At 65.8% G+C, this 25,882-nt stretch carries 21 protein-coding genes; 15 read left to right on the plus strand and 6 right to left on the minus strand.

Translation table 11 applies throughout. From position 1 onward, the window contains the following. Positions 1–192 precede the first annotated feature (192 nt). The 7 genes from ACFPFW_RS07270 to ACFPFW_RS07300 all read left to right on the plus strand — a co-directional run bounded on the left by ACFPFW_RS07270 (position 193) and on the right by ACFPFW_RS07300 (position 6,858). Positions 193–342 (plus strand): hypothetical protein, encoded by a 150-nt coding sequence (locus ACFPFW_RS07270; RefSeq protein ID WP_162799635.1) that lies wholly within the window; start codon positions 193–195, stop codon positions 340–342. 56 nt (positions 343–398) lie between these two features. Further along, complete coding sequence (locus tag ACFPFW_RS07275) at positions 399–1,931, plus strand: hypothetical protein (protein WP_114956612.1); 1,533 nt, start codon at positions 399–401, stop codon at positions 1,929–1,931. Between the two features lie 523 nt (positions 1,932–2,454). Continuing rightward, positions 2,455–2,772 carry a PepSY domain-containing protein gene (locus ACFPFW_RS07280; RefSeq protein WP_114956610.1) on the plus strand — a complete coding sequence of 106 codons (318 nt, stop codon included), beginning with the start codon at positions 2,455–2,457 and terminating at the stop codon, positions 2,770–2,772. Positions 2,773–2,779: 7 nt separating this feature from the next. Beyond that, complete coding sequence (locus tag ACFPFW_RS07285; RefSeq protein ID WP_114956609.1) at positions 2,780–3,457, plus strand: response regulator transcription factor; 678 nt, start codon at positions 2,780–2,782, stop codon at positions 3,455–3,457. Beyond that, positions 3,454–4,809, plus strand: coding sequence for an ATP-binding protein (locus tag ACFPFW_RS07290; RefSeq protein ID WP_114956608.1), 1,356 nt, complete (start codon positions 3,454–3,456; stop codon positions 4,807–4,809). The genes ACFPFW_RS07285 and ACFPFW_RS07290 overlap by 4 nt, the downstream gene beginning before the upstream one ends. Positions 4,810–4,903: 94 nt before the next feature. Beyond that, positions 4,904–5,377 (plus strand): glycine zipper 2TM domain-containing protein, encoded by a 474-nt coding sequence (locus ACFPFW_RS07295; RefSeq protein ID WP_114956607.1) that lies wholly within the window; start codon positions 4,904–4,906, stop codon positions 5,375–5,377. A 104-nt stretch (positions 5,378–5,481) separates the two neighbouring features. Further along, positions 5,482–6,858 carry a hypothetical protein gene (locus ACFPFW_RS07300; RefSeq protein WP_114956606.1) on the plus strand — a complete coding sequence of 459 codons (1,377 nt, stop codon included), beginning with the start codon at positions 5,482–5,484 and terminating at the stop codon, positions 6,856–6,858. A gap of 8 nt (positions 6,859–6,866) precedes the next feature. Here ACFPFW_RS07300 and ACFPFW_RS07305 read toward each other — a convergent pair whose 3' ends face one another. Genes ACFPFW_RS07305 through ACFPFW_RS07320 form a run of 4 tightly spaced genes read right to left on the minus strand, consistent with a single transcriptional unit; the run spans position 6,867 to position 11,992 of the window. Then, on the minus strand, positions 6,867–7,466 hold the full coding sequence (locus ACFPFW_RS07305; RefSeq protein WP_114956605.1) for a hypothetical protein: 600 nt from the start codon (positions 7,464–7,466) through the stop codon (positions 6,867–6,869). Then, entirely contained in the window at positions 7,463–10,474 is a 3,012-nt protein-coding gene (locus tag ACFPFW_RS07310) for a 2Fe-2S iron-sulfur cluster-binding protein (RefSeq protein WP_162799634.1), read from the minus strand. Before ACFPFW_RS07310 ends, ACFPFW_RS07305 begins: the two co-directional genes overlap by 4 nt. Then, the gene (locus ACFPFW_RS07315; protein WP_114956603.1) at positions 10,474–10,716 is read right to left on the minus strand and encodes a sarcosine oxidase subunit delta; all 243 of its coding nucleotides are present in this window, start codon (positions 10,714–10,716) and stop codon (positions 10,474–10,476) included. Before ACFPFW_RS07315 ends, ACFPFW_RS07310 begins: the two co-directional genes overlap by 1 nt. Before the next feature lie 13 nt (positions 10,717–10,729). Then, a complete protein-coding gene (locus ACFPFW_RS07320) occupies positions 10,730–11,992 on the minus strand; it encodes a sarcosine oxidase subunit beta family protein (RefSeq protein ID WP_114956602.1) in 1,263 nt (420 codons plus the stop codon). Positions 11,993–12,110: 118 nt separating this feature from the next. Here ACFPFW_RS07320 and ccmI point away from each other — a divergent pair, with 118 nt between their 5' ends. From ccmI to ACFPFW_RS07340, 4 genes are read left to right on the plus strand one after another with little or no spacing between them, the layout of a single operon-like run. Further along, the gene (ccmI, locus tag ACFPFW_RS07325) at positions 12,111–13,220 is read left to right on the plus strand and encodes a c-type cytochrome biogenesis protein CcmI (protein WP_114956601.1); all 1,110 of its coding nucleotides are present in this window, start codon (positions 12,111–12,113) and stop codon (positions 13,218–13,220) included. After that, complete coding sequence (gene ccmE, locus ACFPFW_RS07330; protein WP_114956600.1) at positions 13,217–13,654, plus strand: cytochrome c maturation protein CcmE; 438 nt, start codon at positions 13,217–13,219, stop codon at positions 13,652–13,654. The genes ccmI and ccmE overlap by 4 nt, the downstream gene beginning before the upstream one ends. Further along, on the plus strand, positions 13,651–15,636 hold the full coding sequence (locus ACFPFW_RS07335; protein WP_114956599.1) for a heme lyase CcmF/NrfE family subunit: 1,986 nt from the start codon (positions 13,651–13,653) through the stop codon (positions 15,634–15,636). The genes ccmE and ACFPFW_RS07335 overlap by 4 nt, the downstream gene beginning before the upstream one ends. Next, on the plus strand, positions 15,633–16,094 hold the full coding sequence (locus tag ACFPFW_RS07340; RefSeq protein ID WP_114956598.1) for a cytochrome c-type biogenesis protein: 462 nt from the start codon (positions 15,633–15,635) through the stop codon (positions 16,092–16,094). Before ACFPFW_RS07335 ends, ACFPFW_RS07340 begins: the two co-directional genes overlap by 4 nt. A gap of 129 nt (positions 16,095–16,223) precedes the next feature. On the opposite strand, the gene ACFPFW_RS07345 is transcribed toward ACFPFW_RS07340, so the two are convergent. Next, positions 16,224–16,631 carry a hypothetical protein gene (locus ACFPFW_RS07345; protein WP_114956597.1) on the minus strand — a complete coding sequence of 136 codons (408 nt, stop codon included), beginning with the start codon at positions 16,629–16,631 and terminating at the stop codon, positions 16,224–16,226. Positions 16,632–16,941: 310 nt separating this feature from the next. Here ACFPFW_RS07345 and ACFPFW_RS07350 point away from each other — a divergent pair, with 310 nt between their 5' ends. The 4 genes from ACFPFW_RS07350 to ACFPFW_RS07365 all read left to right on the plus strand — a co-directional run bounded on the left by ACFPFW_RS07350 (position 16,942) and on the right by ACFPFW_RS07365 (position 23,548). Continuing rightward, a complete protein-coding gene (locus ACFPFW_RS07350; RefSeq protein WP_114956596.1) occupies positions 16,942–18,510 on the plus strand; it encodes a Do family serine endopeptidase in 1,569 nt (522 codons plus the stop codon). Positions 18,511–18,580: 70 nt separating this feature from the next. Continuing rightward, positions 18,581–19,261, plus strand: coding sequence for a winged helix-turn-helix domain-containing protein (locus tag ACFPFW_RS07355; protein WP_114956595.1), 681 nt, complete (start codon positions 18,581–18,583; stop codon positions 19,259–19,261). Next, positions 19,245–20,642, plus strand: coding sequence for a sensor histidine kinase (locus ACFPFW_RS07360; RefSeq protein WP_114956594.1), 1,398 nt, complete (start codon positions 19,245–19,247; stop codon positions 20,640–20,642). Before ACFPFW_RS07355 ends, ACFPFW_RS07360 begins: the two co-directional genes overlap by 17 nt. Then, positions 20,639–23,548: a bifunctional [glutamine synthetase] adenylyltransferase/[glutamine synthetase]-adenylyl-L-tyrosine phosphorylase gene (locus tag ACFPFW_RS07365; RefSeq protein WP_379770102.1), complete on the plus strand. Its 2,910-nt coding sequence runs from the start codon at positions 20,639–20,641 to the stop codon at positions 23,546–23,548. Before ACFPFW_RS07360 ends, ACFPFW_RS07365 begins: the two co-directional genes overlap by 4 nt. Before the next feature lie 3 nt (positions 23,549–23,551). On the opposite strand, the gene ACFPFW_RS07370 is transcribed toward ACFPFW_RS07365, so the two are convergent. Further along, positions 23,552–25,876, minus strand: a complete 2,325-nt coding sequence (locus tag ACFPFW_RS07370; protein WP_114956592.1) for a sensor histidine kinase — start codon at positions 25,874–25,876, stop codon at positions 23,552–23,554. Positions 25,877–25,882 lie beyond the last annotated feature (6 nt).

Genomic DNA, 25,882 nt, shown 5'->3' on the forward strand with positions numbered 1-25,882 from the left:
CCGCCTTTCCATCCGCGTTCACGACTCTCACCCCGTCCTGAAGCCGCCGGAAGTCCAAGGCGCATTCGTCATCTAAACGCATCGTATCGCCACCCGGCATGCATCGGCAGCCGGCGTCGCGATCTATCGGCTCACCGGCTGGTCGAGCCCTCCTGGTTCCCGACCCTTCTCACATCGCAATTTCGGAGGCCCATGCTCGGTCTTGGACTGTCCATTTTCCAGATCGCCGTTCGCAGCGCGGACGGCCTCGTCCCACCAGATGGGTTCACCTTTCTAACCGATGACGACGGCGTCTACCTGACCGACGAGGCGGGTACGTACATCGTCGTGGAGGCTGCATAATGGTTGAGACTAGAACGCTTTCCGACGCTCTCCGCTCGTCCGCAGGGACACCCTCCATGCCGGCGATCATCCGCGGTTCGGTGGATATCGAAACCTGCCCTGGGCTGACCCTTGGAACAGGGCTCAGCCAGGCCGCGCGCCAGGCAAACTACACGATCCTCCAGGGTGCACTCGATTCCGCGCACGCGAACGGCCGCTTCGTCGAGCTTTACAACGGAACTATCGAGATCGAAGGCGGGCGCGTTGAGGCCGGAAGCAATCTCGGCCTGCAGTTCAAGAGCGACATCCGTGGCGTGTATGGCGCGGGGGAGTCATACAGTTTTATCGCGCAGTTCGAGGCTGATCATCCCGCCGTTACGCTGGGTGAGACCGGCAACGTCAAAGTCTACGGTGGGCAATATAGGGACTTCGGCGTCTATCACGGTGTTTCCGGCACGGCCAATTCGCGCGGTATCCTGCTTGGCGCACACTTCAAGTCGCGATTCCAGAACCTGAGCATACAGCATCTCGACGGTTTCCATCCGAGCATCGGTATATCTCATATGGCCGGCTGCGACTTCTTTTCGAATGTGATGGAGACCATTTCAGCCTGCTCTGGGCAGGTGAACCTGTATTCCATGACGGTCAATGGCACTGGCAGTATCTGGAATAACTTTTATGCCGGTGGCGGCGCACTACCGCCCACGGAAAGCAGCAATACAAATCTAGTCGTTCTGAGCGGCACTGCCGTGAACATCAACGGGACGTTCCAAGGCGTGTTCAATCAGTTGAATATCGAGTGGTGCGTTGGCGCGGCTTTCCTGCTCGTGCAGAACTCTCCCGGTATCGTCTTCAACTCGGTTCACTTCGAGAGGAACAAGCCGACCGGAGCCAATCCGAGCTTCGTTCGGGTATTCACTGGTATATCGACGCCTGTCTTCAGCGGCGTTCAGTTCTTCAACAACAACATCAAGGTCGCTTACGCGACCAACTCCTGCGCCCTGTTCTCTGTCGGTGGCGGGAGTCAGGCAACGGTGAATGGTCTTGAAATTCGGCAGGACAGCATCTCGACCAACTACGGTGGTGTCGATCGCTCGGTCGTCCTCGCCAAGTTTGATGGCGATACCGCTGTCGGTAACTACGAGTCATTCAAGGCGACGAAAATTTCGGTCGGCTCGCAGAACCGCGCGGCAGGGTTCGATCTCGACGCATCGCTTCCGAGTGCGACCTATGGCGTGATCGGCAATTGCGCGGAGTACACCTATCGCCGAGGCCGTTCCAAGACGCGTGGCGCGGTGATCCACGCTGTATCCGGGAATACGACTCAGAACGTCTGGGGTTGCCACGAAAGCCCCACCGTCGTGGTGGCGGGCGCAATCACCGCCGACAAGAAGATCCTCATCAAGGATAGGCAGGCGCCGTCCGGCTTCGGCTCGGGCGCCCCGACGCCCGCTGGCAGCGCGATCACAACGCATCGCACATCTGCCGCGACGGGCGCATTCAACGTGCTCATCCGCGACAGCGGTGATCTGTCGACGATCGAGACGCTGGCCTCGGCGAACACCGAATCGCTCGTCGTTACCAACGCGACGACAATAGTCGCTGATTAAACCGAGACGCGCCAACTCGGTCACAGGATGACGAATGCCTCACGCCAGCGCGACGGCCACGCCTGCAAGACCGAGGATTGGGGCGCTCGAGGAATAAAACGTGGGTGCACTGCGTTCTTCAGCCTGTGTCGGGGCTGGAGCGTCAACGATGTTGGAAATCGCTATCTATGGAAGCTGGGCTGTCCTCATCAGTCGCGCTGACCATCATTGCGTGTGAATGCTATGTCGACCGGACCGGAGGGTATTCGGGTGAGGTCATGAGCAAGGACGAGGACGAACCTTCCCGGGAGATTGCGGTGTGCGGCCGGAGCCGCCACGCCGAGGCGGGTGACGGGATAGCGAGCAACCAGTCATTGTAAAATGCGCTGATTTTACATATCAATGATTGTTCTCCCTGACTGAACTTCGCCCCGCCCGTTTCGTCGGAGCGGGGCTTCTTCGTTACGGCCATTCGCCGCCGCGCACCGAGTTCACAATCTTGCTTGTTCAGCTAAAGTTCAGCCGGGCTTGTGAAAGTGAGGGGATGATCGCGCGGGTTTCGCTCACAGCGCTTTTCGTCGCGACGGAATTGTTCGCCCTTCCGGCCGCGGCGCAATCCTATCCGCCCATGGGGTGCCTGACCCGGCGCGAGGCGATCGCGGCTGTCGCGGCGGGGCGGGCCATGCCGCTGCGGCAGGTCCGCGGAACGGCCGAGACGGCGGCGAAGGGCGAAATGATCAATGCCGATCTCTGCGCGAAAGACGGCCAGTTACTTTACATCATCACCGTGCTGAGCCAGAGCGGGAAGGTGGTATATGCCACGCTCGACGCGGCAAACGGCCGTGTCGTGAACCTCAAGTAGCCCGCCAATGCGCATCCTCGTCGTCGAAGACGATCCCGACCTCAACCGCCAGCTCGTCACCTCGCTCGGAAATGCGGGCTATGCCGTCGACCATGCGCTCGATGGCGAGGAGGGACATTATCTCGGCGAGAACGAGCCCTACGACGCGGTGATCCTGGATATCGGCCTGCCGAAGATGGACGGGCTGCGCGTGCTCGAAAGCTGGCGCAAGGCCGGACGCGATTTCCCCGTTCTGATCCTGACCGCCCGCGACCGCTGGGGCGACAAGGTGCAGGGCTTCGATGCCGGCGCCGACGATTATGTCGCCAAGCCGTTCCACATGGAGGAGATCCTGGCACGGCTTCGCGCGCTGGTGCGCCGCGCCGCGGGGCATTCCAAAAGCGATCTCGTCTGCGGGCCGGTGCATCTCGACACGCGGTCGGGGCGGGTGCTCGTCGACGGTAACCAGATCAGGCTGACCTCGCACGAATACCGGCTGCTCTCCTACCTGATGCATCATCAGGGGCGTGTGGTGTCGCGGACCGAACTGGTCGAGCATCTCTACGATCAGGATTTCGACCGGGATTCGAACACGGTCGAGGTGTTCGTCGGACGCGTCCGCAAGAAGCTCGGCGTCGACGTGATCCAGACCGTTCGCGGCCTCGGTTACGTGCTCGGCCCGCCTGAGCCCGCCGCACGCGCATGAACTCGCTCGCCTCGCGGCTGCTGCTCGCGGCGACGCTCTGCAGCATGGCGATCCTGCTCATCGCCGGCTTCACGCTCTCCTCGACCTACCGCGATCTGGTCGAGCGCGGCTTCGACGCGCGGCTCGGCGTCTATCTGCGCGCGCTCGTCGGCGATCTGTCCCGCGACGGCGAATTCGAAAAATTGGTCTTCACCGTCGGCGAGCCGCGCTTCGAAATCCCGCTCTCGGGCTGGTACTGGCAGATCAGCAAAAGGCTCCAGGACAGGGAGCCGGAGATCCGCTCCTCGTCCTCGCTGTTCGACCGCGACCTTCCTTTCCTGATCGATTCCGATCCCGAGAAGGACATGTCGGCGACGCGCGAGGCCTATACGCAGGGACCCGACGACGAGGCGCTCAGGCAGGTCGAGCGGGTCGTACAGATCGGCGATGCTCGCTACGTCGTGGCGGTGGCTGGGCCGACCGGAGAGATCGATGCGGAGACGCATGCGTTCGACACGGCGCTAACCACGACCTTCATCCTGCTCGGCATCAGCCTCGTCTCGACCGCCGCATTGCAGGTCGGGTTCGGCCTTAGGCCGCTGACCCGGATTTCGCGGGCGATCGCCGATATCAGGGCAGGGCGGGCGGAACGCCTCGAAGGCAATGTGCCGCGCGAGATCGCGCCTCTGGCCCGCGAACTGAACGGACTTCTCGATTCAAACCGCGAGATCGTCGCCCGGGCGCGGACGCAGGCCGGCAATCTGGCGCACGCGCTGAAGACGCCTTTGTCGGTGATCGTCAACGAGGCGCATGCGAGCCCGGGCTCGATGGCCGACAAGGTCGTCCAGCAGGTCGACATCATGCGACAGCAGATCGACCACCATCTCGATCGGGCCAGGATCAGCGCCGGCGTCGCCGTGGTGGGCGCGGCGACCGAGGTCGGTCCGGTCGTCGAGGGGATCGCCCGGGTCATCGAAAAGGTGCAGGCCGACCGCAAGATCGCGATCGAGGTCACGTCCGAGCCGGTCAGCTTCCGCGGCGACCAGCAGGACCTCGAGGAAATGGTCGGCAATCTCCTCGACAATGCGGGGAAATGGGCCTCGCGCCGAATATCGGTGCGCATCCAGAGCGATCGCCGGTCGGCGCAGGACCATTGGGTCAGGATCACGGTCGACGATGACGGGCCGGGCCTGACGCCGGAGCAGAGGGAATCGGCACTGAAAAGGGGCAAGAGGCTCGACGAGACGAAGCCGGGCTCGGGGCTCGGGCTGTCGATCGTGGCCGATCTCGTGCGGATCTACGGGGGATTGCTCACCCTCGGATCGGCGCCGCTCGGAGGATTGCGTGCAGAACTTCGCCTGCCCGCGATCTAGCCCTTTTCGGAACAGAGTTTTGCCGAAATTCATTCCTATCCGAAACTGACGGTACAGTCGCAATCGAGTACTGCTCGGGGGAGTGGGGCGTCTCATGTTTGCCAAAAAAATTCTTGTTCTCGGCTTGGTCTCGGGCCTCGTCGCGGGTTGCTATCAGACGGCCGGCGATCCGGGTCCGCGCGAAGGTGTCGGCACGGTGGCCGGCGCCGTCGCGGGCGGTCTGCTCGGTTCGACGATCGGCAGCGGCAGCGGCCGTGTGGCGGCGACGGTCGGTGGCGCGGTACTCGGCGGCGTGATCGGCAACCGGATCGGCAATTCGATGGACGAGCAGGCGCGACGCGAGGCCTATCTCGCAGAGGCGCGGGCACTCGAATACGGCGCGCCGGGTACACCGGTGGCGTGGCGGTCGCAGGCCTATTACGGCACGGTGACGCCGGGCGCGTATTCGGAACGGCCGGGCCATCAGCGCTGTCGCGAATATGCCCACACGATCTACATCAACGGGCAGCCCGAGACGGCTCGCGGCGTCGCGTGCCGGACGCCTGACGGCTCATGGGCGCCGGTCTGATCGGCATCCGGGAAGCTCTCGGGTCGGGCGTGCGGTTCAGAGCGCGTTAAACATAGGGCGCTACAGCTAGTTCGAACCTTGAACTCGGACACGCTGAAGAGCCGATGGACGCAGGTCCAAAGCACGATCAGTTGACGGCCTTTCTGCGCGAGCTGCCGGCGGTGGCGCGCGGGAGGCTTGCGGCTGCGCTCGAGGGAATGGGCGAGAGCGATCCACTGCGGAGCCTGATCGCGGGGCCGCTGCAGGCGGCTCGCCGCCAGCTCGGCGAACTTCCTCCCGAGGTCGATGCCGATCACGAGCTGATGGCGCCGCTCGATCCTTTCGTCGTTCCCGAAGAAACCAAAGCCAAGATCCTCGGCGTCGTGTCGCAGGCGGGGCGGGATCGCCTCTTCGCCTGGCTCAAGCGCGAGGATGCCAAGGACATCTTCGAGAATCTGCGGAAAAAAGTGGCGGCGCTCGCCACTGCCGAAGATGTGAGCAATGCGATCGAGTCCGCCCAGGGTGAGCTGGCGCGGCGTCTCGACGACATCCTGCACAAGGCCGGCTCCGACCGCGAGCGCGGTCGTCTGTCGCTCCAGATCGGCGGAGACAACGGCGCGGCGGACCTCCTCGACTTCGCCGTGGTGCTGAAGCACCGCAAGATCATCCGCAAGATCGCGTCCGGTCTCCAGGCCGGCGGACCGGTGGACGAAATCCTGTCAGCGGCGAAATCGACGATCGATCCGATCGCGACAAAGACGCCCGAGGCGCTGCCCGCGGCGCTTAACCTGTTCCGCTCGCGCGTCGCGAGCCCGCAGATCTTCGTCCGGTTTGCCGCCTACGCGACGGATACGCAGGACTTCGTGCGGATCAAGGATACGCCCTATTCGCTGGTGCTCGATATCGCGCTGGGCGAGGCGGAACGGGCGCTCTGGCGGGCCCGCAAGTTCGGCTCGACGGCCGACCGGCCGCTGTTCCTGACGGCGGTGAAGAATTTCGGCGCGACGGCGCGCGCGCTCTCGAGCGAAATCGAGATGCCGCAGGAATGCACGCACGCGAAGCGGCTGTCGGCACTCCGCAAGGAGATGGCCGAGACGATCCGCGGCGATCTGCAGGATATCGGCCCGCGCATCCGCTCGCTCGTCCGTCCTCGGGGCTCCGAGGCGCTGGCCGTTCCGGACAGCTATGAGATGTCGCGCCTCGAAGCCGATATCGATCTGCTCGTCATCACCCGCACCTTCGCCGAGGAGACCGCGCTCAACGCGCTGTCGAGCCGCGCCTATAGCGATGCGCGCGAAATCCTCGACACCGGTCCGACGCTGCTGATCGAGCGCATGCGCGGCGCGGAGCCGTCCGCGAAGGCGGCGCTGAAGGCGCGCCTCGGCGCGATTGTCAGCGTGGCGGCGAAGATCTTCAACGCGGACTATGCGGCGCAGCTGCAGAAGGCCGTGGAGGTCGCGAGCCAGGAAAGCCGCAACGCGAACCAGCTTCGCTCGGCCTAGGCGCGTCCCTAAACAGGCGGCGGGCTCGCCGGTTCGAACAGTCTCAGCCGCTCCGGCGTGCGGGCCGCTTCCACCAGCGACAGGCCGACATATTCGGCATAGGAGCGCGCCGGCAGGATCAGCCACGATCCGACCGAGCTCGCCTCGCGCACGATGAGGGCGGGAACACCCGAGATCGAGGTGCCGCGCGCCTCGTCGCGGTTGATCGGGCCGAGCGCCAGCGGGCAGACCCGCATCAGAAGTTCGGCCGCACCGGAGCCGGCGATGCGGAAGCAGGAGAGGGCGCCGGTGAGTTCGGTGACGGCGCCGCGATGGTCGGCATGCCGGAGGCGATCGATCAGATCGCCGATGCGGTGGCGGGGGCCGATGACGCGCCAGCGGCCGGGGCCGGTCCAGACATAGCGCATGCCGTCGATCCAGACGGTCTGCCACGGATCGCGGGGAAGCTCGACGTCAAGCGCGGCATTGGCCGTACGCCAGATATATTCGCCGTCAGGGAATTGCAGGTCGAGGACGCCCGGGTCCTCGATGATCGCCACTGAAAGGTCGCTGCGGGTCGCGAGCGAGCGCGGAGCGGCGAGGCTGTCGGTCCAGGAGAGGCGGTTCATGTCGGCTCCCCATTCGAGAAAAAGGCTGTCGAGGAGATGATCGCCGGCAAGCCCTCTCCCGAGGAGACGATGAAGACGCGGTCGCCGATATGGCGTTCGCCTGCCGAGATGAGGGCGAGCGCGAGCGACCGGCGAAGCGTCGGCGAATAACCGGACGAAGTGACGTGGCCAACGACGCGGCGCGGCGGCGCGTGATCGGGATCGAGGACGAGATGGGCGCCGGGCGGCGGCACGAAGCTCGGATCCTCGGTCAGCACGCCGACCAGATGGCGGCGGCTGGAGCGCGTCATGCCGGGGCGTTCGAGGCCTTCCTTGCCGACGAAGAACGGCTTGTCGACCTTCACGAGATCGCCGAGGCCGAGGTCGTAGGGCGTGACCGAGCCGTCGGTCTCGTGATCGAGGTCGAACGCTCCGCCTTCGAGCCGGAGACGGTGCAGCGTGTCGGTGCCGAAATGGGTGATGCCGAGCGGCTTGCCTGCCTCGGTGATCTGTTCCCATAGCGAGGGCAGGTGCCCGGCAGGGACGGCGATCTCGACTTCCGGGGTCGCGGTGTAGCGGGTGGCGAGCGCGCGGGCGGTCGTGCCCATGAATTCGCCCTCCGCATAGGAGTCGGTTTCGAAGCCCGCGATGTCGATATCCGAGGACGCGGCGGCGAGGAGTTCGGGCACGCGCGGGCCGGCGAGCAGAAGCTGGCCCCAACGTTCGGTCTCGTCGGTGATGAACAGATTGAGGTCCGGCCATTCGCGCTGGCGCCAGCGCTCGAACCAGGCACAGAGATTGTCGGCTCGACCAATACCGGCGGAGACGATGAAGCGGTCGTTCTCGGCGCGGGCGATGACCGCGTCCTCAAGGACGAAGCCGTCATTGTCGAGGAAGAGGGCGAAGCGCGAGCGGCCGACTTCCAGATCGGCCAGGTTGGTCGCGCTCATGCGATCGAGGAACTGAGCGGCGTCTGGTCCTTGCACGGCGATCTTCACGCCGAGCGTCGCGTCGAACAGACCGACGCCATTGCGGACGCTGCGGGCCTCGCGGCGGACCGCTTCCTCACGGCTTTCGCCGGGACGCGGGAAGACCGCGGGCGGACGCCAGAGACCGAGTGGCTCGCGCAGCGCATCGGAGGTCAATGCGGTGAGGGGCGTCTCGCGCACCGGCTTGAACAGGACGCCGCGCCTGGTACCCGCGATGGCGCCGAAGGTGATCGGTGTCCATGGTGGGCGGAAGGTCGTGTGCGCGGGCGTCGCATTCGGCAGGGCCTTGGCCATCACCATCGCCGCGTTGGCGACGGCGAGCTTGCCCTGGTCCACGCCTTGGCCGAGCGTCGTGTAGCGCTTCAGATGTTCCGGCGCGGAATAGCCTTCCCGGATCGCGATATCGAGATCGCCGATCGTGACGTCGTTCTGGAGATCGACGAAGGCGGTGGCGCGTTCGGCGGCCGTGGCGACGTCGGGCAGCATGCCGACCGGCTCGGCATCGTCGTCGGCGGTGACCTCGATCGAGTGCGACGGCACGACGGACGACCAGGACGAACCGAGCACGTGCTCGACCGCGATTGAGCCGGCGCGCCAGCCGTCTTCCAGGACCTCGGCTGCATGGAACTTGCCGTTCGCCGCGCCGGCCACGAACAGACCGCCGGGAAGCTCGCCCGGCCGGAAGCCGCCGAGTTCCTCATCGAAGACAAGCCGGGCACCGAGATGGCCGGCGAGGAAGGGCGCGGGGCCCCAACCGCCGGAGACGAGCAGGGTGTCGGCGTCGGCGTGCGAGCGCAGAGCCGGGCCGTCGAGCGTCAGGCGGTTGGCGATGGTGACGCCGGCGAGTTCGCCCTTCTTGCCCTTGGTCGTGCCGACCGGAGCCGAGCCGACAGCGAGCGGCGTGCCTCGCGCCTTCATGATGTGGAAGAGCGAGCCGTCGGGATCGAGGCGAAGGTCGACGACGCGGACGATTTCCGCGCCTCCGGCCGCAAGATCGGCGGCGGTGCGATAGCCTTCGTCGCCGGTGGTCGCGATCACGACGCGCTGTCCGGGCAGGACGCCATAGCGGCGGAGATAGAGGCGGGCGGCGGTCGCCAGCATGATCCCGGGCCGGTCATTGTCCGGGAAGACGAGCGGCTTCTCGTGCGCGCCGGTCGCGAGGATCACGGCCTTGGTACGGAGTTTCCAGATGCGCTCGCGCGGAGCGTTCTCCGGTTCGACGGACGCGTTCGGATCAAGCCGTTCGTGGATGATCGCGAGGCCATGGTCGTAGAGGCCCGCGACGCCGGCATTGGTGAGGATGTGGACGTCGCGCGACGCCGCGAGATTCCTGACCTTGTTCTGGACCCAGTCGAGCAGCGGCTTGCCGTCCACGCGGCCGTCATAGCCGTCGGCGATGCCGCCGAGGCGGTGTGTTTCCTCGACGAGCACGACCTTGAGGTCGGCGGCCGAGGCGGCTTCCGCAGCCGCGATGCCGGCAAGGCCGCCGCCGACGATCAGGACGTCGGCATCGACGTGGATGTGCTCGTAGCGGTCGGGGTCGGCCGCGCCCGGGACGGTGCCGATGCCGCCGAGAGTACGGAGCGCCTTCTCGTAGACGCGCCATGTCGGAACCGGCCATTTGAAGGTCTTGTATTGGAAGCTCGGCGGCATCAGCGGCTTCAGCCGTCCGATCAGTCCGCCGAGGTCGAGACGCGGCGAGGGCCAGACGTTCTGACTGGCGATGCGCATATCAGGTGCGAGCAGAACCTGGGTCGCGTTGAGGTTCGGCGTGCGGCGGTCGCCCACGCCGATCTCGACGATCGCGTTCGGATCGTCGGAGCCGATGCCGAGCACGCCGCGCGGGCGATGATATTTGAAGCTGCTCGTCAGCCGCCGGACGTCGTTCGCGATCAGCGCCGAGGCAACGGTGTCGCCCGCAAAGCCCTTCATCGCCCGGCCGTTGAAGGTGAAGGAGATCGGCTGCGTGCGGTCGATCAGGCGGCCGATGTTTGAGCCTTCCTTTTCCGGCACGCGGAGATTGCGACGGGCCCTGGCCATCAGTGCCGCCCGTCCCAAGGTTCGTCGCCCGCCGCCCATGTGGCGGTCACGCGCTGATTGACGACGTGGCGGGCCATGCCGAACCAAGTGCCGCAGCCGCGCGCGCAAAGCCACCATTCGCGCACGACGTCGCGCGGAATGACCCGGTTCTCGGTCTCCTCCAAACGGCCGTAGAGGCCGCCCGAGGTGAATTCCGTCTCGTCGGCGGCGATGCCGCAGACCGGGCAGCGGATCATCAGCATGGGAGGGCTCCGCTCAATGGATCACTCCCGATGCGGCGCTCTCGTCGATCATTCGGCCGGCGGCGAAGCGCTCCAGCCCGAACGGGACGGCGATCGGCGGCACCTTGCCTGTGGCGAGCATCGAGGCGGTCACGAATCCGGAGCCCGGAATGGCCTTGAAGCCGCCGGTGCCCCAGCCGCAATTGACATAGAGACCGGACGGACCGGCAGGCCCGATGAGCGGCGAGCGGTCGGGCGTGATGTCGACGCTGCCGCCCCAATGGCGCATCAGTCGGACGCGGGAGAGGAAGGGGAAGAGTTCGAGCATGGCCGCGACGGTGTCCTCGATCGGCGGCCAGGCGCCGCGCCGAGAATGGCTTGGATAAGCATCGGTGCCTCCGCCGATGACGAGCTCGCCCTTGGCGGTCTGGCTGATATAGCCGTGGACCGCACCCGACATGACGACGGGATTGAGGAACGGCTTCAGCGGTTCGGAAACGAAGGCTTGAAGCGTCACGGGCTCGATCGGCAGATTGACGCCGAGCGGAGCGAGCAGAGGCGGGCTCTCGCCGGCCGCCGCGACCATGATCGTGCCGGCGTCTATCCGGCCTCTGGAGGTCTGCACACCCACGATACGCTCGCCGTCTGCGATGATGCTCTCGACGCCGCAATTCTCGACGATGTCGACGCCGAGCTGGGAGGCCATGCGGGCATAGGCCCAGGCGACCGCATCATGACGGGCGAAGCCGCCGCGTGGTTGGTAGAGCGCACCAAGAAGCGGGAAGCGCTTGTGCGAGCCCTGATCGAGCGACGGCAGCAGCGAGTGGACCTCGCTGGTCGGGATCATCCAGCTCTTGATCCCGAAATGGCGGTTGGCGTCGGCGATGCGCGACAGCTCGGCCAGTTCCTGTCGGGTGTGAGCCAGCTCGACCAGCCCGCGCGGCGTGAACATGACGTTGAAGTCGAGTTCCTGCGACAGGTGCTCGAACAGCGAATGCGACAGGCCGTAGAGCGCCATGCTCTCGCGGCGGAGATAGTTCGAGCGGATGATACCGGTGTTGCGCGCCGTATTGCCGCCGCCGAGCCAGCCCTTTTCCAGTACCGCGACGTTGTGAATTCCGTGCAGCTTCGCCAGGTAATAGGCGGTCGCGATGCCGTGGCCGCCTGCGCCGACGATGACGACGTCGTAAGAGGATCGCGGTTCGGCCTTACGCCATGCCTCGACCCAGCCGGAATGGCCGTGCCGCGCTTCCTTCAGAAGCGACAGGATGGAATAGCGGCGGGTGGGACGTCGCATCGGTGGGATTTCGATTCGGAGCGGCGGTGCGGCGGAGACTAGCGAGCGCGCTGGGCGCGGGAAAGTGAAACAACCGTGCGCCGTGCTCTATCGGCGAGGTGTGTGGTAGGAAGCGCGCATGAGTTTGGGTCTGGTGTTCATCATCATGCTGGCCGGCGCCGTGATGGCGGTGCTGTGGCCGTTGTCGCGCCGCCGCCTCGCGGGAGAGGGAAGCGACCTCGCGGTCTATCGCGACCAGCTCGACGAGGTCGAGCGCGACCGGGTGCGTGGAATGATCGGCGACAAGGAGGCGGAAGCGGCGAGCGTGGAGCTGTCGCGCCGCCTGTTGGCCGCCGCAGAACGCGCCAAGGCCGTTGCCCCGGAAGGCGGCAAGGGACGTCGCCGGGTGGTCGCGATCATCGCCCTGTTCGTCCTGCCGCTGGTGTCCGCCGTCGCCTATATGGAACTCGGCCGTCCGGACCTCCCGGACCAGCCGCTGTCGGCACGGCTTTCGGCCCCTGCCGACCAACAGGACATCGCGGTGCTGATCGGCCGCGTCGAGGCCGAGCTTCAGAAGCGCCCGGATGACGGGCAGGGCTGGGAGGCGATCGCGCCGGTTTATCTGCGCACCGACCGTCCGCAGGATGCGGTGAAGGCCTATTCGAATGCGATTCGGCTGCTCGGCCCCACTGCGGGTCGAGAGGCAGGCCTCGGCGAGGCGTTGACGATGAGCGCCGAGGGCATGGTGACGCCGGAGGCGAAGGCGGCATTCCAGCGCGCCCTTGCGCTCGACCAGGGCATGCCGCTTGCGCGCTTCTATCTGGGCCGCGCCGCCGACCAGTCCGGAGACCGGGTCGGCGCGGCGACGATCTATCGCGAGCTTGTCACGGAAGCGCCGCCGAACGCACCGTGGATCGAGGTCGCAAGGCAGGCGTTGGCGGAAACCGCGCTTGGCGAGGAGGGCCGTGCCCCTGCCGTCGATCCGCAGGCGCTCGCGGCTGCGACACCGGAAAACCGGCTCGCGACGATACGCGGCATGGTCGAAGGGCTCGAAGCCCGCTTGAAGGAGACGCCCGGCGATCTCGGCGGCCAGCTTCGGCTGGTGCGCGCCTGGGCCATGCTCGGCGATGCCGACCGAGCCAAGGCCGCGGCGGCCAGTGCACGTGCCGCGCTGAAGGACGATGCGGCCGCGGTGCGGCGCATAGACGATCTGATGCTTGGGCTCGGATTGAGGGACGGACCCGCGTGACGCGCAAGGGAAGACGACTTGTCCTGATCGGGGTTGCCGGCGTCGTGCTGGCGATCGCGATGGGGCTCGTCCTGTCGGCGCTGAACGACACCATCGTCTTCTTCACCGGGCCGACGCAGGTGGTCGAGCATCCGCCGGCTCCCGGCACGAGGCTTCGGCTCGGCGGGCTGGTGGCCGAGGGCAGCGTTCTGCGCGAAGGCGCCAATGTGCGCTTCGGCGTGACCGACGGCAGCAAGGCCGTGACGGTGAACTATACCGGGCTGCTCCCCGATCTCTTCCGGGAGAAGCAGGGCGTCGTTGTCGAGGGCACGCTTGCCGCCGACGGCACGTTCAAGGCCGACAGCGTGCTGGCCAAGCACGACGAGAGCTATATGCCGAAAGAGGTGGCCGACGCGCTGAAGGCCAACGGTACCTGGAAGGGGCCGGGCTCGTGATCGCCGAGGCCGGACATTTCGCCCTCGTCCTGGCGCTGGCTCTGGCGCTGATCCAGAGCGTGGTGCCGCTCTGGGGTGCGAGGCGGAACGACAATGTCCTGATGAGCACCGCCGACGGCACGGCGATCGGGCAGCTTGCCTTCGTCAGCCTCGCCTTCGGCGCGCTGACGGCGGCCTATGTCTCGTCCGATTTCTCGGTCGTCAACGTCGTCGACAATTCGCATTCGGCGAAGCCGCTCATCTACAAGATCAGCGGCGTCTGGGGAAATCATGAGGGCTCGATGCTGCTCTGGGTCCTCATCCTCGTTCTCGTCGGCGCGGCCGTTTCGCTGTTCGGCGGTAACCTGCCGAGGACGCTGAAGGCCAATGTGCTGGCGGTGCAGGCGTGGATCGCGACGGCGTTCCTGCTGTTTCTCCTGATCGCCTCCAACCCGTTCGCTCGCGTCGATCCCGCGCCATTCGAGGGCAAGGACCTCAACCCGCTGCTGCAGGATCCCGGTCTCGCGATCCATCCGCCGCTTCTCTATGTCGGCTATGTCGGCTTCTCGGTCGCCTTTTCGTTCGCGGTGGCCGCGCTGATCGAGGGCCGGATCGATGCGGCCTGGGCGCGATGGGTGCGACCGTGGACGCTGACGGCCTGGCTGTTCCTCACGCTCGGCATCGCGATGGGCTCCTACTGGGCCTATTACGAGCTCGGCTGGGGCGGGTTCTGGTTCTGGGACCCGGTCGAGAATGCCTCGCTGATGCCCTGGCTTGCCGGAACGGCGCTGCTGCATTCGGCGCTGGTGATGGAGAAGCGCGAGGCGCTGAAGGTCTGGACGGTGCTGCTCGCCATCCTGACCTTCTCGCTGTCCCTTCTCGGCACGTTCCTCGTCCGCTCCGGCGTTCTGACCTCGGTCCATGCCTTCGCCGTCGATCCGATGCGCGGGCTTTTCATCCTCATCATCCTCGCCGTCTTCGTCGGCGGGTCGCTCGCCCTGTTCGCGCTTCGGGCGAGGGACCTGAAGCAGGGCGGACTGTTCGCGCCGGTGTCGCGGGAAGGTGCTCTCGTCCTCAACAATCTCCTGCTGACGGCGGCGACCGCGACGGTGCTTGTTGGAACGCTCTATCCGCTCGCGCTCGAGGCACTGAACGGCAACAAGATTTCGGTCGGCGCGCCTTACTTCAACGCGACCTTCGGGCCGCTCGCGGTGGCGCTGCTATGCGCCGTGCCGTTCGGACCTCTGCTGGCCTGGAAGCGCGGCGATCTCGTCTGGGCGGTGCAGCGACTGTGGATCGCCGCCGGACTGGCGGCGCTTGCGGCAGCCGCAGCGGCGTTCATGGCGGGGCAGGGATCGGTTCTGGCGGCGCCGGTCGCGGGGCTGGCGATCTTCGTCATCGTCGGCTCGTTCGCTGAACTCGTCGAGCGCACCGCGCTGTTCCGCGTTCCCCTCGGCAATTCGCTTCGCCGCGCCTCCGGCCTCCCACGTTCGGCCTGGGGCGGGGCGCTCGCGCATGCGGGACTTGGCGTGGCGCTCCTTGGCATTGTCGCCGCGACGGCCTGGAGCGAGGAGCATATCGACATGGTCGGCAAGGGAAAGCCGATCGAGATCGCCGGCCGTTCTCTGACGCTTGACGACATCTTCCTGCGGGAGGCGCCGAACCACCAGGACGTGGTCGCGCGCTTCGCGGTGCGGAAGGACGGGCTGGTGCAGACCATGATGGAGCCTGCCAAGCGCACGTTCCGGACGCGGCAGATGACGACCACGGAAGCGGCGCTCGCGACCTTCGGTTTCTCGCAGCTCTACGTTTCTCTCGGCGAAGTCGCGCCGGATGGCTCGGCCGTAGCGGTGCGGGCGCAGTGGAAGCCGCTCGTGCTCCTGATCTGGCTTGGGCCGGTGCTGATGGCGTTCGGCGGGATGCTGTCCCTGACCGACCGGCGCTACCGCGTGGGCGCGCCGAGGCCGGCGCGGCGGGCGGCAGTGGCCGTTCCGGCGGAATGATTGTGCGCGCGGCGCTGCTCGCCATACTGCTGTTTATCGCGGGTCCTGCTCTGGCGATGGACCCGGGCGAACAATTGCCCGACGCGACTCAGGAGGCGAAGGCCGAGGCACTGTTCTCCGAGCTTCGCTGCATGGTCTGCCAGAACCAGTCGATCCTTGATTCCGACGCGCCGCTCGCGAAGGATCTCCGCATTCTGGTGCGGGAACGGGTGGCTGCCGGAGACAGCCCCGACGCAATCAAGGACTTCCTGGTCGCGCGCTATGGCGACTTCGTCCTGCTGAAGCCGAGGCTTAACGAACAGACCGCATTGCTCTGGGCGGTGCCGGTGCTGGTGTTAGTGATCGGTGGCTTCGCGGTCGTGTTGAATTTCCGTCGGCGGAACGCCGTGGCGGATCAGACTTTGAGCGAAGACGAGAAGCGCCGACTGGAGGCCCTGAAGGCGAACGATGCTGGATAACGACAGTTAGCATGTCGGGCCAAGAATCGTCGATTCTGTTTCATACTCAAACTGTTAAGCGCATGTTGGCGCCGCCAAGGGCTCGGCGTTCAGTCTCAGCCGCGGCTGACTGGCGCTGCCTAGCCTCGATTAACTGGGCAGGAGGTCGATGACTCGCATGATTGCCACTGTGCTCCCGGCGACGTCTTCTTCGGAGATGCCTGTCGTGCAGGCGTAGACATCGTTCTTCTTGACGGTGAAGTCATGATCTCCCTGCTTGATCCTGAGCTCGCCCTCGGTCATGTGGCAGACCATGTCATTAGACATCTCGCGGACGGAGAGCTTGGCTCCGGGCTGGAAGACAATGTCTCTCAACTTCACACTTTTGTACGTGGGCAGGTGGGCTTCTACCTCGCCAAGGTCCACTTGCCGAACGCCGGGGGCCAATTCCTTGCCCTCCGTTGGCGCGTATGTCTGCGCGGCAGCGGCACCGGCAAGGATACCGGACACACCCGCGAGACCAAGCGTGATTGCTGAGCGGCGATCTAAGTCTGACATCAAAGCCTCCCCTAATCAGAGCCCCCGAGCGATCCTTATTCATCGTGGCGCTCCGAAGTGCGCTTTCCAGCGACCCGCCGTCACGTTGTCGACAGACGAACCAGTTTCGCCCGTTGGGCCGGTCGATCGAGACCGAGGAAGCGAAGAGCGCCCGAAGGCAGGAAACGCCCGAGAACTCCCGAGACAGGTGCGATTTGTCCAAACCTTACGAACATTTCATGCGGACGACATGGAGCGGTAAGGCGGTCCGCACCATCTTCCTCGACGAAGCGGTCAGAACCCGCCCGAAATTTCGTAGAGGAACGTATCCATGCAGACTGACGACAACAGCGCCAAGCGCTCCGGCCTGACCCGCTACAAGAGCGTGCTTCTCGGTTCGGCGGTCGCGCTCGGCATCACCGGCTTCATCGCCGGCGAGACCTTCTTCGCCGGCACGCAGCCGGCCTCGGCGCAGATCACCCAGGTCCAGAATCTCAGCCGCGAGAACAACCTGCAGCAGACTTCTCCGCAGCAGGATCAGATTTCGTTCGCCAACATCGTCGAGACGGTGAAGCCGGCGGTGGTGTCTGTCCGCGTGAAGACCGATACGCCGGTAGCGCAGAACAACCAGCTCCCGGGCTTCTTCAAGGACCTGCCGGAAGGCCATCCGCTCCGCCGCTTCTTCGACGAATACGGCCTGCGTCCGGACGGCGGCGACGGTCAGGGCCCGCAGGGACGCCGTGGCCACCAGTATGGCGCGGCGCAGGGATCGGGCTTCTTCATCACGGCTGACGGCTACATCGTGACGAACAACCACGTGGTAGAGAACGCGACCGAGGTCGAGGTGGTGACCGATGACGGCAAGACCTTGTCGGCCAAGGTGATCGGCACCGATCCGCGCACCGACCTCGCTCTGCTGAAGACCGACGCGGTCAAGGACCACAAGTTCGTCTCGTTCGGCACCGGTTCGCCGCGCGTCGGCGACTGGGTCGTCGCGATCGGCAATCCGTTCGGTCTCGGCGGCTCGGTGACGGCGGGCATCGTTTCGGCTCGTGGCCGCGATATCGGCGCGGGTCCGTATGACGACTTCCTGCAGATCGACGCGGCGGTGAACCGTGGCAATTCCGGCGGCCCGACCTTCAACCTGAAGGGCGAAGTGGTCGGCGTGAACACCGCGATCTACTCGCCGTCGGGCGGCAATGTCGGCATCGCCTTCGCCGTGCCGTCGGAAGTCGCGCAGAACGTCATCAACGATCTCCGCACCAACGGCGCGGTGACGCGCGGCTGGCTCGGCGTCCAGATCCAGCCGGTGACGGACGACATCGCCGAATCCGTCGGCCTCAAGGAAGGCCGCGGCGCCATGGTCGTCGAGCCGCAGCCGGGCAGCCCCGGCACCAAGGCCGGCATCAAGGCGGGCGACGTGATCCAGCAGGTCAACGGCAAGGATATCGAGGACGCGAAGGAGCTGTCCCGTACGATCGCCGGCATGAAGCCGGGTTCGAAGGCGGACCTGAAGGTCTGGCGCGATGGCGGCGAGAAGACGATCTCGGTCGAGCTCGGCACCCTGCCGGACGAGCCGAAGCAGGCGAGCAATGACGACGATGATGCCCAGCAGGAGCAGGTGAAGCCGACCTCGCTGGCCGATCTCGGCGTCCAGCTCCAGCGCTCCGATGACGGCGACGGCGTGACCGTGGCCGATGTCGACGAGGGTGGTCCGCTCGCGGACAAGCTGAAGCAGGGCGACACCATTCTCGAGGTGGCCGGCACCAAGGTGTCGACGCCGCGCGAGGTCGGTGACGCGGTCAACAAGGCTCGCGACAAGGGTACGCGTTCGGTTCTGCTTCGCGTGAAGTCGGGCCAGAACACCCGCTACGTCGCGATCCCCACCAAGAAGGGCTGATCTCGGCCTCTCGACAACCGGGGTGTCCGCCGACCTTCCAGCGGCGGACACCCTTCGTGTATGAAGCGCTATGCGCATTCTTCTCGTCGAAGATGACAAGGACGCCGCCGCCTATCTCGTAAGGGCGTTGCGGGAGGCCGGTCACGTTGCCGACCACGCCGCCGACGGCGAGCTTGGCCAGGTCATGGCCGGCGACGGCAATTACGACGTGCTGGTCGTCGACCGCATGCTGCCGAAGCTCGACGGCCTGTCGATGATCGGGCGATTGCGCAAGAATGGCCTGCAGACGCCGGCCCTGATCCTCTCGGCCCTCGGACAGGTTGACGATCGCGTCGTGGGCCTTCGCGCGGGTGGCGACGACTATCTTCCGAAACCGTATGCCTTCACCGAACTCCTCGCGCGGATCGAGGCGCTCGGACGGCGACCCGCGACTGCGGCGACCGAGACCGTATACCGGGTCGGCGATCTCGAACTCGACCGACTGGCGCACAGCGTAAAGCGCGGCGGCAAGGACATCGTGCTGCAGGCGCGCGAATTCCGGCTGCTCGAATATCTGATGCGTCATGCCGGGCAGGTGGTGACACGCACCATGCTGCTCGAGAATGTCTGGGATTATCACTTCGACCCGCAGACCAACGTCATCGACGTCCATGTCTCGCGGCTGCGCTCAAAGATCGACAAGGGCTTCGACAGGCCGCTGCTGCACACGGTGCGCGGCGCCGGATACATGATCCGTGACGGCGCTCGGTAAGCTGTTCCGAACCACCGCGTTCAAGCTCGCCGCCGGCCTGCTTGCCGTGTTCGTGGTCGCGGCGGTGCTGGGTCTGGGTTACGTCGTCTGGCAGTCGGGCCGCGTGATTCAGGCGCAGATCGCCTCGACGGTGGACGCCGAGACCTCGAATCTCATCACCCGCTACGACTCCTCGGGCTTTCTCGGGCTTCTGCGCGATATCGAGGCGCGGGCCCGACAGCCCGGCTCGTTTCTCTATCTCGTCACGGCTCCGAACGGCGAGCCGCTGATCGGCAATATCGGCTCCCTGCCTCCCGGCATCATCGACAAGACGGGATCCCGCGAGACCGAATACGGTCCCTTGAATGATCAGCGATCGAACGCGTCCGCGCATGTGAAGGTGAGCGTGCTGCCGAACGGTTTCCGGCTTCTCGTCGGCCGCGATCTGGCCGAGCGCCGGCGTTTCGCCGAGGTGCTGGCGGGACAGATCCTCGGCGGGCTGGCGCTCGTGACCCTGGTCGGGCTTGCGGGCGGCCTCGTCGTCGCCCGCCGCGTTCTCGTCCGCCTCGACGAGATGACGGAAACCAGCCGCACGATCATGGCCGGCAATCTGTCGCGGCGCCTGCCGATGGCGGGCACGGGCGACGAGTTCGACCGGCTGGCGACCGCGACCAACCAGATGCTCGACAGGATAGGCGGTTTGATGGTCGAACTCCGGCAGGTGACCGACAATGTCGCCCACGATCTCAAGACACCGCTCACCCGCTTGAGGAATCGCGCGGAGGAGGCGCTGCGCACGGCGAAGACCGAGGAGGAGTTCCGCGCAACACTCGACCAGGTGATCGACGAATCCGACGACCTGATCCGCACGTTCAACACCATGCTGCTGATCGCGCGCACCGAATCCGATACAGCGGTCGACATCATGGCGCCGGTCGATGCGGCGGAACTGATCGAGAGCGTGGCGGAGCTTTACGAGCCGTTGGCCGAGGACGCCGAAGTCGAGCTGAAAGTGAGTGCGGTGGCCGGTGCCAGGGTGCGCGGCAATCGCGAATTGCTCGGCCAGGCGCTGGCCAACCTCGTCGACAATGCGTTGAAGTATTCGACGGGCGACGACGGAAAGGGTGGGCCGGTCGAGGTTGCGGTGGAGGGCGAGCGGAACGTGGTGAGGTTTATTGTAGCCGATCGCGGCCCCGGAATTCCGGCGGAGGACCGCGAGCGTGCGCTCGAGCGTTTCGTGCGGCTTGAATCGAGCCGGTCGCGGCCCGGCTCGGGGCTGGGACTCAGCCTCGCCAATGCGGTTGCGATCCAGCACGGCGGCAAGCTCGTTCTTTCCGACAACCGCCCCGGTTTGCGGGTGACGATGGAATTGCCGCGCCTGACCGACAATGGTGCTGCTTGAGCGGCTCGCTTGCCAGCGAAGTGAGGCCGAGCCCGCTTTCGGGCGAGACGGGCCGTTCGAAGACCGCCGGGCTGATCGAAGACCATCCTGAACTCGCCGATCTGCTGAAACCCGGTACGCCGGCGGAGACGCTGCTTGCCGGCGTTGCGGAGGGTTCTCCTTATCTCTGGCAATTGGCATCGTCCGATCCCGAGCGGCTTCGGCGTCTTCTGAATGACGAGCCGGGAAGTTCGCGCGACCGCATACTGGCCGTAGCGCGCGGCGCCGCCGAGGGGGTTGCCGACGAAGCCGAATTGATGCGGCGCCTGCGCAAGGCGAAGCAGGAGATGGCGCTGCTGACCGGCCTTGCCGATCTCGGTCGGGTCTGGACCGTGCCGGAAGTGACCGGCGCGCTGACCGACCTCGCTGACACCGCGATCTCGTCCTCGCTGACATTCCTGCTGCGGGCGGAAGCCGAGCGCGGAAAGATCAGGATCGATCCCGCCGAGCCGGAGAAGGGCTGCGGCCTGTTCGTCCTGGCCATGGGCAAGCACGGCGCGCGGGAACTGAACTATTCTTCCGACATCGATCTGATCGTCCTGTTCGATCGGGATACGGCGCCGCTGGCGGACGATGTCGAGCCGGTGCAGTTCTTCGTGAAGATCGTCCAGCGTCTCGTCCGAATCATGCAGGAGCGGACCCAGGACGGTTACGTGTTCCGGACCGATCTCCGGCTGCGGCCGGACCCCGGCTCGACGGCGGTGGCGATCTCGACCGCGGCAGCTCTCAGCTATTATGAGAGCGTCGGCCAGAACTGGGAACGCGCGGCGATGATCAAGGCGCGGACATGCGCCGGCGATATCGCGGCGGGCGACGAATTCCTGGCGGAACTGACGCCCTTCATCTGGCGCAAATATCTCGATTACGCCGCCATTGCCGACGTTCATGCGATGAAGCGGCAGATCCATGTGCATCGCGGGCACGGCGTGATCGCGGTTGAAGGGCACAATGTGAAGCTCGGCCGCGGCGGCATCCGTGAGATCGAATTTTTTGTTCAAACTCAACAGCTTGTAGCTGGTGGCAGAAATCCCGCTTTACGGTCGCGTTCGACCGAGGAGACGCTGGACAGGCTGGTCGATCTCAACTGGATCGACGACAAGGCACGGGACGAACTGGTCCACGCGTACCGTTTCCTGCGGACGATCGAGCACCGGCTGCAGATGGTGCGGGACGAACAGACGCATTCACTGCCGTCCGACGATCAGAAAATGGCGGACTTCGCGCGCTTCGCCGGGTTCGAGAACCGCGATGCCTTTGCCGACGAACTTCGGAGGCAGCTCGAGATCGTGCAGGGGCATTACGCGCGGCTGTTCGAGGATGCGCCGGCGCTCGACGTTGCTGCCGGGAGCCTCGTCTTCACCGGCGATGAGGATGACCAGGAGACGCTCGGGACCCTGCAAGCGATGGGGTTCAAGGATCCCGTACAGGTCTCGTCGCTAGTGCGAGGCTGGCATCACGGGCGGGTGCCCGCGACACGCTCGGCGAGAGCGCGCGAGCTTCTGACCGAGCTCGTGCCGTCTCTACTCGACACGTTCGCGAACACGTCGGACCCAAATGGGGCGCTCAGGTCCTTCGACCGGGTGCTCAGCCAGCTTTCGGGCGGCGTCCAGTTCTTCGCGATCCTGCGCAACAATCCGGGCTTCCTGGGCCTGATCGCCGACGCGCTCGGCACCGCGCCTCGCATCGCGCAGATCGTCGGCAAGCATCCGCACGTCCTCGACGCCGTTCTCGAACCGGCCTTCTTCTCGCGTTTGCCGAGTCGAGAGGAGCTCAAGGCGCGGCTCGATCATTTGCTGCGAGATGCCCGCTCCTACGAGGACATTCTCGACAGCGCCCGCATCTTCGGGCAGGAGCAGCGGGTTCTGATCGGCATGCGGGTGCTGTCGGGTGTCGTCGGCGCCGACGCGGCCGGCTGGGCGTTCGCGCGCCTTGCCGATGTGCTGATCGAGCGCCTTCATGAGGCAGCCGAAGAGGAAATGGCGCAGGCGCACGGACGCGTGCCCGGCGGGCGATCCTCGGTGCTGGCGATGGGCAAATTGGGCGGCCGCGAAATGACCGCGGCTTCCGATCTCGACGTGATCCTGATCTACGAGCATCCGGACGATGCCGATGTGTCAGATGGGCCGCGCGGGCTCCCGCCGAGCCAATATTACGCTCGCCTGACCCAGCGCCTGATCGCGGCACTCTCCGCACCGACGGCGGAGGGGACGCTCTACGAGGTCGATCTTCGGCTGCGGCCGTCGGGCAAAGCGGGTCCGCTGGCGACGCGGCTCAAGGCATTCAGCGACTACCAGATTTCCGAGGCGTGGACATGGGAACACATGGCGCTGACGCGCGGCCGTGCGGTGTCGGGCCCGCACGAGTTCCGGGAGACGATCGAGACGGTGATCGTCAACGTTCTTACCCAGCCTCACGATCTCGCAAAGACGACGGCCGATGTCGCGGATATGCGCAAGCGGCTGTCGTCCGAGAAGGGTGACGGCAATCCGTGGGACATCAAGTTCGCGGCGGGCGGGCTGATCGATCTCGAATTCATCGCCCAGTATCTTCAGCTCGTTCACGCCCACGAGCATCCAGGCCTGCTCAGCACGTCGACGGCGACCGTGTTGCGGAATGCGCTCGAGGCCGGACTGCTCAGCGACGGGCAATGGGAAGTGCTGAACCGCGCGACAATACTCCAGCACAACCTGACCCAAATCCTGCGGCTCTGCCTGACCGGCAGGTTCGACCCCGCCGATCCGCCGCGTGGCGTCGCCAATCTTCTGGCGAGAGCGGCCGCCGCGCCCGATTTTCCTGCGCTAAACGCCGAACTGCTCGACGTGCAGAAAAGCGTGCGGGCAGTGCTTGAGGACGTGATACGGGCCTAGACTCTAGCTCGCGGCCCGGACGTCCTCGGCCTCGGCGAGTTCGATGTCGCGAAGCGGCAGGCGGACGAGGACGACGGTGCCGACGCCCGGCGTCGAGCGGATGCGCATCGAGCCTTCGTGCAGTTCGACCAGCGAGCGGGCGATGGCAAGGCCGAGGCCTGATCCCTTGTGGGTCTTGGTGAACTGGTTCTCGACCTGCTCGAACGGACGACCCAGGCGGGCGAGCGCCTCCCTGGCAATGCCGATGCCGGTGTCCTCAACATAGATGTTCACCGCTCCGCCGACCTGGCGGAGACGGACCGCGACGCGACCGCCGGGTGGGGTGAACTTCACGGCGTTCGAAACGAGGTTGAGCAGAATCTGCTTGAGCGCGCGGCGGTCGGCGCGGGCGACGATGCCGGTCGCTGCTTCGGCGCGGAGTGCGAGGCCCTTCTCCTCGGAGAGCGGGGTGATGACGCGGAGGGCATCCAGCACGGTCGCATCGAGATCGACTTCCTCGATGCGCAGGCTGCGGTGGCCCTGTTCGATGCGGGCCATCTCCAGGATGTCGTTGATGACGTCGAGCAGGTACTGCCCGCTGTCGCCGATATCGCGGCAATATTCCTCGTATTTCGGCGAGCCGAGCGGGCCGAAGGCACCGGAGGTCATGATCTCCGAGAAGCCGATGACGGCGTTGAGCGGCGTGCGCAGCTCGTGGCTCATATTGGCAAGGAATTCGGACTTGGCCTGGTTGGCTGTTTCGGCCTCGGCCTTCTGCTCGGCGTACTTGTCGGCAAGCTCTGCGAGCTGCTGGGTCTGGAGTTCGAGGATCTGGCGCGATTTCCGGAGGTCGGAAATGGTCGCCATGTGCTGGCGCTCGGTATCGAGCAGCTTTTCCTCGTGACGCTTCAGCGAGGTGATGTCGGTGCCGACCGAGACGAAGCCGCCGTCCTTGGTTCGGCGCTCGTTGATGTGCAGCCAGCGGCCATCCTCGATCTGCGCCTCGTATGTACGCGCGCCTTCCTCCGGCCGGCCCTCCGGACGGACCTGGGTGCGGACGAGGGGAGCACGGCCATTCGAGATGACCATCTCGTAGGGTGTGCCGGGAGAAATGGCGCCGTCGGGCAGTTGATAGAGCTGCTGGAACTTCGAATTGCAGAGGACCAGGCGGCTTTCGGAATCCCACAGGACGAAGGCTTCCGAAATAGTCTCGACGGCGTCGCGCAGGCGGACATCGGCGGTCGCGGTGCGCTCCGCGAGCTGGCGTTCCTCGGTGACGTCGACGCAGATGCCGATCACGCGCGGCTCGTGTTCGATCTGGCGGACGACCTCGGCGCGGGCGCGAAGCCAGACCCAGGAGCCGTCTTCGTGGCGGACGCGGAACGCCTGGTCGATGACGTTTGTGTCGCCGCGCAGCAACTCGTCGGCGAGTGCGTACAGATCGATGTCGTCCGGATGGATGATCGTCTGAAACGTGCCAAAGGAGATCAGATTGTCCTGCGGCTCCATGCCGACGAGTTCGTACATCGAGCGCGACCAGAAGATGCGGCCGCGTGCGAGGTCCCAGTCGAACAGGCCGGAGCGACCGCGGGAGAGGGCGGTGTCCACCCGCTGCTGGACATGTTCGTAGATCAGATCGGCGCGGCGTGCGCGCGAGGCCTGCCAATGGAAGGCGCCGCCGAGCATTGCCAGGACCGCAGCGGTGATGACGAGGAAGCCGGTCGTCATCCGCGCATCGTGCTGCCATTCGGCGAGCGCTTCGGAGACGGGCTGGACGACGGCCAACTGGCCAAAGGGCTCGCCAAGATTGCGAACGGTCGCGAGCATGTCGCCGTTCGGGGTCGAGATGCGCATGACGCCGGCGCGATCGCCGAACGTCGTCAGGATCTGGTTCGGACCGAGTGCGGTCGTGAGGTCGCCGCCGACCGAGCCGAGACCGGTGCCTGTCGCCGCCACGATGCGGCCGTCCGGCTCGGCAAGCAGGAAGCCACGGCCGTGGGACGACACCTCCTGAGGCAGATCACTCCGGATATAGGCGGCCGCGGCGGCGCCAGCCGCGCCGGGACCGGCCTCCGGGGCGAGGGTCTGAAGATCACGGGCGATACGGCCGGCGACGAGATCGAGCATTTCGGCCATGCCGGCAAGCGTGCGGTCGCGCATCTGCAGGAGATGAAGCAGATTTCCGCCGCCGACCGCGAACAGGAAGACACAGATCAGTATCGGGACCGACATCCGGACGATCGGTTCGCCCGTGATCAGTCGTCGATAGGTCGGACAGGCAATAGACTGCGCCAGACCTTTAATCGTGTACGGACGCGCCGATCCCCCGGCCGCGTGAGTACGCGCCATATCCCT

Source organism: Flaviflagellibacter deserti (assembly GCF_042652085.1).
Taxonomy (GTDB): Bacteria; Pseudomonadota; Alphaproteobacteria; order Rhizobiales; family Methylopilaceae; genus Flaviflagellibacter; species Flaviflagellibacter deserti.